Annotated in this window: 5 protein-coding genes; all 5 read left to right on the top strand. The window is 56.1% G+C overall.

The window, feature by feature from the left end; translation table 11 throughout:
* Nucleotides 1–1,547, top strand: a 1,547-nt coding sequence (locus tag O3648_RS07970) for an MDR family MFS transporter (RefSeq protein ID WP_371569480.1), incomplete at its 5' end; no start/stop codon positions are given.
* Nucleotides 1,548–2,047: 500 nt separating this feature from the next.
* Complete coding sequence (locus O3648_RS07965; RefSeq protein WP_070675446.1) at nucleotides 2,048–3,043, top strand: ABC transporter permease; 996 nt, start codon at nucleotides 2,048–2,050, stop codon at nucleotides 3,041–3,043.
* Nucleotides 3,040–4,041: an ABC transporter permease gene (locus tag O3648_RS07960; protein ID WP_279755005.1), complete on the top strand. Its 1,002-nt coding sequence runs from the start codon at nucleotides 3,040–3,042 to the stop codon at nucleotides 4,039–4,041. Before O3648_RS07965 ends, O3648_RS07960 begins: the two co-directional genes overlap by 4 nt.
* Nucleotides 4,041–6,134: an ABC transporter ATP-binding protein gene (locus O3648_RS07955; protein WP_279789564.1), complete on the top strand. Its 2,094-nt coding sequence runs from the start codon at nucleotides 4,041–4,043 to the stop codon at nucleotides 6,132–6,134. The genes O3648_RS07960 and O3648_RS07955 overlap by 1 nt, the downstream gene beginning before the upstream one ends.
* A 429-nt stretch (nucleotides 6,135–6,563) precedes the next feature.
* Nucleotides 6,564–8,264 carry an ABC transporter family substrate-binding protein gene (locus tag O3648_RS07950; protein WP_371569476.1) on the top strand — a complete coding sequence of 567 codons (1,701 nt, stop codon included), beginning with the start codon at nucleotides 6,564–6,566 and terminating at the stop codon, nucleotides 8,262–8,264.
* Nucleotides 8,265–8,375: the final 111 nt, after the last annotated feature.

The raw sequence follows: 8,375 nt of genomic DNA, 5'->3' as shown, positions 1-8,375 counted from the left end.
TTACTATTTTCATCCTGCTTTCGACGATTACGATGCCGATTTACGGCAAGCTTTCTGACCAGTTCGGACGCAAGCCCTTCCTGATTTTTGCGATTGTCGCTTTCATGGCGGGTTCGATTGTTGGCGCGCTCGCGCAGAACATGAACTGGCTGATTTTTGCTCGCGCCCTGCAGGGTCTGGGTGGCGGTGGCCTGATGATTCTTTCTCAGGCGGTGATTGCTGATGTGATTCCTCCCCGCGACCGAGGCCGCTACATGGGTATTATCGGTGGCGTTTTCGCGTTCTCGTCGGTGGCTGGTCCACTGATTGGCGGCTGGATTACTGAGGGCCCGGGTTGGCGTTGGGCGTTCTGGCTGAACTTGCCGCTGGCTATTCTGTCGATTCTTGCGGTAATTTTCTTGCTGCCACACCGCCCGTTCCGTGAGCGCGAGAAGCACAACATTGACTACCTTGGTTCGCTGATTCTGATGGCGGGTACGAGTGCGCTCGTGCTTGCCACGATTTGGGGCGGTAACCAGTACGAGTGGATTTCACCGCAGATTATTGGTCTGCTGATTTTCTCAGTGGTTGCTGCGCTGGTGTTCATCCCGGTGGAGAACCGTGCGGCTGAGCCGATTATGCCCATGTACCTGTTCAAGAACCGTAACTTCCTGCTGACTCTGGGTGCTTCGCTGGCGCTGGGTGTGGCGATGTTCGGTGCGGTGGAGTACATCCCGACCTACCTGCAGATGGCGCTGGGTGTAAGCGCTACGGTGGCTGGTCTGCTGATGATTCCGATGATGGGTGTCATGTTGGTGGTGTCGATTGTGACGGGCCGCGTGGTGTCGAAGACCGGTCGTTATAAGCGTTATGTGACGACCGGTACCGCGATTGTGGCGCTGGGTCTGTTCCTGCTGTCGACCGTGACTGTTGAGACTCCGACCTGGCTGTTCTGTACGTACCTTGCGGTGATGGGTGCCGGTCTGGGTATGTCCATGCAGTTCTTGACTCTGATTGTTCAGAACGCGTTCCCGGTGAGCGTGGTTGGTACCGCGACGGCGTCGAATAACTTCTTCCGTCAGGTGGGTGCTACTGTGGGTGCCTCGCTGGTGGGTGGTCTGTTCACCTCGCGTCTGACCTCGCTGATTTCTGAGCGTATGCCGCAGCAGGCGCTGCAGTCTTCGGGTAGTCATGCGTCTTCGTCTCTGACTCCTGAGTTGGTGGCGTCTTTGCCGGAGCCGGTGCACGGCATCATTGTGAATGCGTATAACGATGCGCTGATTCCGCTTTTCCTGTACTTGGTGCCGCTGGGCCTGGTATCTACGCTGCTTCTGTTCTTCATTCGTGAGGATGCGCTGGCGACGACTCTGGAGACTGAGCCGGCTGTTGATATTGCCCGTGCGGCGACCGGCGCGATTCCGGTGATTACTCCAGAGATGGCGGCGAAGGATGCGCAGGCTCTGAAAAGCATGCGGGGCCCTACCCGTAGGTCGATTGCCGAATCGTTGACTCTAGAAGCCTCGGATGAGTGGGTTGCTGGCTCAAAGGATTCGAGCATTAGGGGCTAGTTGCTCTTTCATAGAGTTGTAGAGGCGGCGCCCCGGTGCGAGCATTTTGCTTGCGCTGGGGCGCCGCTTTTGGGTGCGTTGCCTTAAATAGCGCACTTAAGAGGTGTGCCTTAGTGCTTGGTTTAGGGGTTGGAAGTGTTGGCTTAGTCCCTTAAACGGTGGGTTTACGTGGTGTTTTCCCCTGTTAAACCGCTTATCGAAAAGGTTATTACGTCCCTATCTGGGGTTAATTGTTTCGGATGTAAAATTTTCGTAAAAATTGTTAATCCGCCCCTTTTCCCCGGTATTCCGGGGCATTTTTTTATTCAGCACTTTTTTAACTTGCGTACAGGCTGTTCTAAGGGGTGAAAGTACCCAATGTGGGTTTGGTGGAAGCGTTACGAGCTATATAAGATAAAGTAACTATGCTCCTAGTGACAGCCATCACGAAGCAGTGCGCTAGGGGAGCATGACACACATGCCAATGACACCGACATCTACACAAGGAGGGGAACCGTCCCATGTTTAGGTACATCCTCCAGCGATCGCTGACGTACCTCGTCATGGTCTTTATTACGACCACGATGGGTTACTTTGCAGCGGTTACTGCTCTGAAGCCTGCCCTCTTGGAGCAGGAAAAGGTTCCGAAGCCTAGCCCTGAGCAGGTGAACCGTAACTTCGCGTCCCTGGGTCTCGATCCCGAAATGAACCCCTGGGACCGCTACGTTCAGTGGCTGACCAATGTGGTCACCAAGTTCGATTGGGGCCGTAGCCCCAACGGCGCGTACATTAACCAGGAATTTGGCCAGCGCGTGTGGGTTTCCACCCGCCTGCTGCTGGTGGCTACCATTCTCTCGATTGTGATTGGTATTGCCCTGGGCGTGTACTCGGCAGCTCGCCAGTACAAATTCTCTGACCGTGTTATCACCGGTTACTCCTACCTGGTCTACATCATCCCCGCTCCCGTTGCATACTTCGTGGTGCAGCAGGGCGCGACCACTATCAACAACATCGCCGTTGCTAATGGTGGAGAGAAGATTTTCTTCGTGACCGGTATTTCGACTCCGGGTCTGACTGGATTCTGGGAAATCACAATCGATATGGCGGCGCACTATATCGTGCCGACCTTCTGTATGACCATCTTCGGTTGGGCTGGTTACCAGATTGCACAGCGTCAGTACCTGCTCGATAACGTGAACGCTGACTTCGTGCGTACCGCTCGTGCTAAGGGTCTGACCCGTAACCAGGCGATTACTCGCCACGCACTGCGCGTCTCCTTCATTCCCGTGGCACAGTCCATCGCGTACCAGATTCCGATGATTTTTGCGGGTGCATTCTTCGCCGAGACCGTCTTTGCATGGCCCGGTATCGGTAAGTGGTCGATTGACTCCATTTCCTCGCAGGACGTGAACGCTGCGACCGTGACCCTTGCGTACGGTTCTGCACTGTTCGCCGTCGGTGCGATTATCGCTGATATCGCTACCACCATCGTCGACCCCCGAGTGAGGATCTCATGAGCCAGGTAACTGCAACTTCCTCCGTACCGGTGGTACAGGAGAACGGTGACTTCAAGGTCATCAACAAGAGCGTTATTATTCTGCGCCGCTTCCTGCGTAACAAGGCTGCAGTCTTCGGCCTGTCCGTGTTCATCGGCATGGGTCTGTTCGGCCTGTTCGGTAAGTACCTGACCAAGTACAAGCCCAACGACATTGACTACATGGCGCTTGGTGAAGGCCCCTCGGCTGACCACTGGTTTGGTACCACCATTGCGGGTAACGACGTGTTCGCCATGATGGTTGAGGCCGTCTGGACCTCTCTCGAAATTGGTGTGATCGTTGGTTTGGTCACCGTGTTCATCTCCGCAGTCTACGGCTGTGTGATGGCGTACTTCGGCGGCTGGATCGACAAGATCATGCTGTTCATCCTTGAGACCCTGATCATGGTTCCCTCGCTGCTGATTCTGGCAATTCTGATTAACGGTCAGGTTGGTAAGCAGATTCAGAAGAGTGTTCCCACCTGGATTCTGCTCTCTGCAGTGCTGATTACCTTCGGCTGGATGGGTAGCGCCCGTGTTATTCGTGCAATGGCGCAGTCCCTCATCAACCGCGACTTCGTGAAGGCTGCACGCTACATGGGTGTGCACCCCTTTAAGATTGTGATGCGCCACCTGGTTCCGAACATCGGCTCTCTGCTGGTTCTGAACTTTACCAGCGGCATCATGAGCGCTGTGCTCTCTGAGGTTGCCTACTCCTTCATCGGCATCGGTATTAAGTACCCCAACTACTCGCTGGGCTCGCTGATTTCGGATGCTTCGCAACAGATTAACACCCTGCCGCACATGTTCTGGTTCCCGGTTCTGTTCTTCTTCCTGCTGGTTGGTCCGCTGGCCCTCATGAACGACGGTCTGCGTGACGCATTCGACCCGACCTCCATGTCTGTCGGTAAGATCAAGAAGTCCAAGAAGAGCGAGAAGGCAGAGGCACCTGCCGCCGCTGCAAAGGAGGCGAAGAACTAATGAGTACCTCTCCCGTTCTGAGCGTTAAGGACCTCAACGTCCGCTTCAACACTGAGAATGGCATCGTGCATGCTGTTCGCGGTGTGAACTTTGACCTGTACCCCGGTAAGACCCTGGGTATTGTGGGTGAATCCGGTTCCGGTAAGTCCGTTGCCTCCATGGCAATCATGGGCCTGCACCCGACTACCGCTGATATCACCGGTTCGGTCAAGTACAACGGCACCGAACTGCTGGGCTTGAGCGATAAGGAAATGTGCGCATACCGCGGCAAGGAGATCTCTATGATCTTCCAGGATCCGCTGTCCTCGCTGACCCCCGTGTACACCATTGGTGATCAGATTGCTGAGGTGCTCAAGGTCCACAACAAGGGCATGAGCAAGCAGGCTATCAAGGATCGTTCCATCGAACTGATGCGTATGGTGGGTATTCCCTCCCCGGCTGACCGCCTGCGTTCCTTCCCGCACGAGTTCTCTGGTGGTATGCGTCAGCGCATCATGATTGCTATGGCGATTGCGAATGACCCCCGCGTGCTCATCGCCGATGAGCCCACCACCGCACTGGATGTGACCATCCAGGCTCAGGTGCTGGAGGTTATGCAGAAGGCTCAGGATGAGACCGGCGCAGCAACCATCATGATTACTCACGACCTTGGTGTTGTGGCTGGTATGGCTGACGACATTCTGGTGATGTACGCCGGTAAGCCGGTGGAGATTGCGAAGGCAGAGGATCTGTACAAGTATCCCTCCCACCCGTACACCATCGGTCTGCTGGGTGCGGTCCCGCGTGTGGACCGTTCCGAGAAGGTCTCCCTGGTGCCGATTGAGGGTACCCCTCCGAACCTGATTAACCCGGTGACCGCGTGCTCTTTCCGCCCGCGTTGCCCCATCGCTAAGAGCGGTGGCCAGTGCTGCCAGGACTCCAACGGCGAGCCCGATCTGCAGCTGCTGGAAGGCGTTGGCGAGGGCCACTACTCATCCTGCACCATCTCTCAGGATCTGGTTGGTAAGACCGCTGAGGAGCTGTACCCGGTTCCTGAGCCCCCGGTATCGAAGTACGACGGTATTCCGCGTGAGGAGCGTGCCCCCGTCCTGGAGGTTCGCAACCTCAAGAAGCACTTCCCGCTCATGAAGGGTGCGCTGATTAAGCGCCGCGTGGGCACTGTGAAGGCTGTGAACGGCCTGTCCTTCGACATCCGTGAGGGCGAGTGCTTCTCCATCGTGGGTGAGTCCGGTTGTGGTAAGACCACAACCCTGCTGGAAATCATGGAGTTCAATAAGAACACCGACGGTGAGATTCTGATTAACGGAACCTCCACCAAGGACGGCAAGTCCGCAGGTGAGATTCTTGAGCTGCGTAAGCACCAGCAGATGGTTTTCCAGGACCCCACCGGTGCTCTCGATCCGCGCTTCACCGTTTATGAGGTGCTTGCCGAGCCGCTGGAAAACCAGGGCATGAACAAGGCAGACATCAAGAAGCGCGTTATCGAACTGATGCATATTGTGGGTCTGCAGCCTGACCACGTGAACCGCTTCCCGAACCAGTTCTCTGGCGGTCAGCGTCAGCGCATCGGTATTGCTCGTGCGCTTGCCGTGAACCCCAAGCTTGTGGTTCTGGATGAGCCGGTGTCCGCACTGGACGTGTCCGTCCAGGCTGGCGTGATCAACCTGCTGGAAGAGCTGCGCGCAAACCTGGGCCTGAGCTACCTGATGGTTGCTCACGACCTCGCGGTGATTCGCCACGCATCCGACCGCGTTGCAGTGATGTACCTGGGTCGTATTGTTGAGATTGGTGACGTCGACCAGGTGTTCGACAACCCGATCCACCCGTACACCCGTGCACTGCTCTCGGCGATTCCGGTTCCGGATCCCGAGATTGAGGCTAAGCGCCACCGCATCATGCTTGAGGGCGACCTGCCCACTCCGGTGAACGCGCCTAAGGGCTGTGGCTTCTCGAGCCGTTGCCCGGTCTTCAAGCTCCTGCCTGAGGACAAGAAGCGTCGTTGCTTGGAGGAGATGCCGGAACTGACCCACGTTGAGGGTGAGGATCACGGTTATGCTTGCTACTACCCTGAGGCTGAGGCCGCTACGGTGTAGCTCTAGAGTCGGCTGAATAAGTCGCATGTGTGCCGAGGGGCGAATATTCGTTGAATATTCGCCCCTCGGGTTTTTAATGCCCGGTACTGGTGAGGCGCGTGCAGCTTGAGATTGTCACCTGGTGAGACTGCGGGAGTCTCAGAATGTGGTGCTAGGCACTGAAACCAGCAAGAAAATAGGAAAAACCGCACTGATTAGGCGTAACCTTTCTCACCATTCAAGATATGAATATTTATAGGCGAGCTTCTATACCGCAGGTAAGCCATAATTAAGCCTGTGGGTGCGCCGCTAGGGGCGTACCTCAAGGAACACATTCATAGACCGGCACTAATTCATCGCTCACCGCACCCTATTGCGGCGTATGAGCAGGGAACCCTTGACGCTTTCCTGCAGGATTATTGAGGGTCAAACGTATAAGAGGACACTCTCATGGAGAAGAATTTCATCCTGAACCGTCGTACCGTTCTCGGTGGCGCTGCAGCACTGGGTACCGTGGGCGTACTGGCTGCGTGCGGCTCGTCCAAGGACTCCAAGGCAACCACCAAGGGTGCAACCGTGGGCACCGATACTAAGGAGCTTTATGACCTTGCTGAGGCCGCTGTTTCTGAGCTGAAGGATGGCGGCACTCTGCGCCTGGCTATTCCGGGTATTGGTCCGGACTTCAACCTTTTCAGCGCGGATGGCAACTCCCTGTACACCCAGACCGCTATGAGCCCCGTGGCTTACGCAGGCCTGTGGCAGGGTGACCCCCTGGGTAAGCGCACTCTGGCTCCTGAGTTTGCGAAGAGCTTCGATGTCGCCGAAGAAAACGGTCTGCCCGTCGTCTCCATTGAGCTGAACCCCCAGGCTAAGTTCAACGATGGTACCCCCATCGACTACAAGGCTCTGCAGGCTACCTGGAACATCCTCAAGAGCACCGATGGTGACTACAAGGTCGGAAGCAGCGGCATCTACAGCAGCATTGCTTCCGTGGAGCGCGACGGTGATGACTTCAAGGTGAAGGTAACTTTCTCCGCACCTTACTACCCGCTGAATACCCTCTTCGCTGGCATTGTGCACCCGGCTCTGCTAGATAAGAACCTCTTCAACGAAGGCTTCGTTGACAAGCCGCACCCCGAGTACTGGGTTGGCCCCTTCACCATTGCTGAAGGTGGTTGGAACTCGACCGAGAAGACCCTGACTCTGACCCGCAACGAGAAGTGGTGGGGCGAGAAGCCCGTTCTGGAGCGCATTGTCTTCCGTCAGATGGATCCCACTGCTGAGCGTGCAGCGTTCAAGAACGATGAGATTGATGCGATTGGTGCTATCACCGCTTCCGCATACAAGGAGCTCAAGGACGTTGCTAACATCGAGATTCGCCGAGGCGCTCGCCTGTTCTCCGGTGGCGTGACCATGAATCCCGCCCGCATGCAGGATGTTGCTCTGCGTCGCGCTGTGGTTACTGGTCTGAACCGTGAGGCTCTCGCCAAGGTTCGTTTCCAGGGTATGGATTACGAAGAGAAGCTTCCCAACTCGATGATTCACATGCCCTTCACCGAGTACTACCAGGACACCTACCCGACCCCGAACAACGATGCCGCCGCAGCATCCAAGATTCTGGAAGAGGCAGGCTACACCAAGAACGGTGAGTTCTACGAGAAGGACGGCAAGCAGGCGGCCTTCAAGTTCTCCATCTTCGGTGAGGACCCCACCGCCAAGGCCGTCGGTCAGACCCTGGTTCAGCAGCTGAAGTCCGTAGGCATTAATGCTGAGCTCGACTCCCGTGCTGCTAGCGAGTTCAACAAGACCATGACCTCCAAGGACTACGACGCAACCTCCTCCGGTTTCGCTCCGAACTCCCCGGATGCTACCGAGGCTACCGAGCAGTTCTACATGCGCCGTAAGCCTGAGGAAGCTGGTTCCGACGAGATCAATGAGATGATCGCAAAGATGAAGCTCATTGCTGACGACAAGGAACGCAACCAGGCTTGCAACGAGATCGAGAAGAAGCACCTTGCTGAGTTTGCAGTGCTGATTCCGCTCATCAACGGCCCCGAGTACAAGTTCGTGAAGAAGGGTCTGCGCAACTACGGCGTGTCCCTCTTCCAGGGCACCGGCATTCACTGGGAGAAGGTTGGTTGGGCTAAGTAAGTCCTCATCCCTTCACCTGCTAGGTGAATAGCCTAGAGCTATTGAAAGTGTCCACCCGGATCATCCGGGTGGACACTTTTTGCATATCTGGAGGAAGCGCTTTGGGTGTTT

The organism is Rothia sp. 27098_8_161 (assembly GCF_041432905.1).
Lineage (GTDB): Bacteria > Actinomycetota > Actinomycetes > Actinomycetales > Micrococcaceae > Rothia.
Note: the sequence above shows the minus strand (reverse complement) of the source record. Positions and strands in the feature narration are given on the sequence as shown.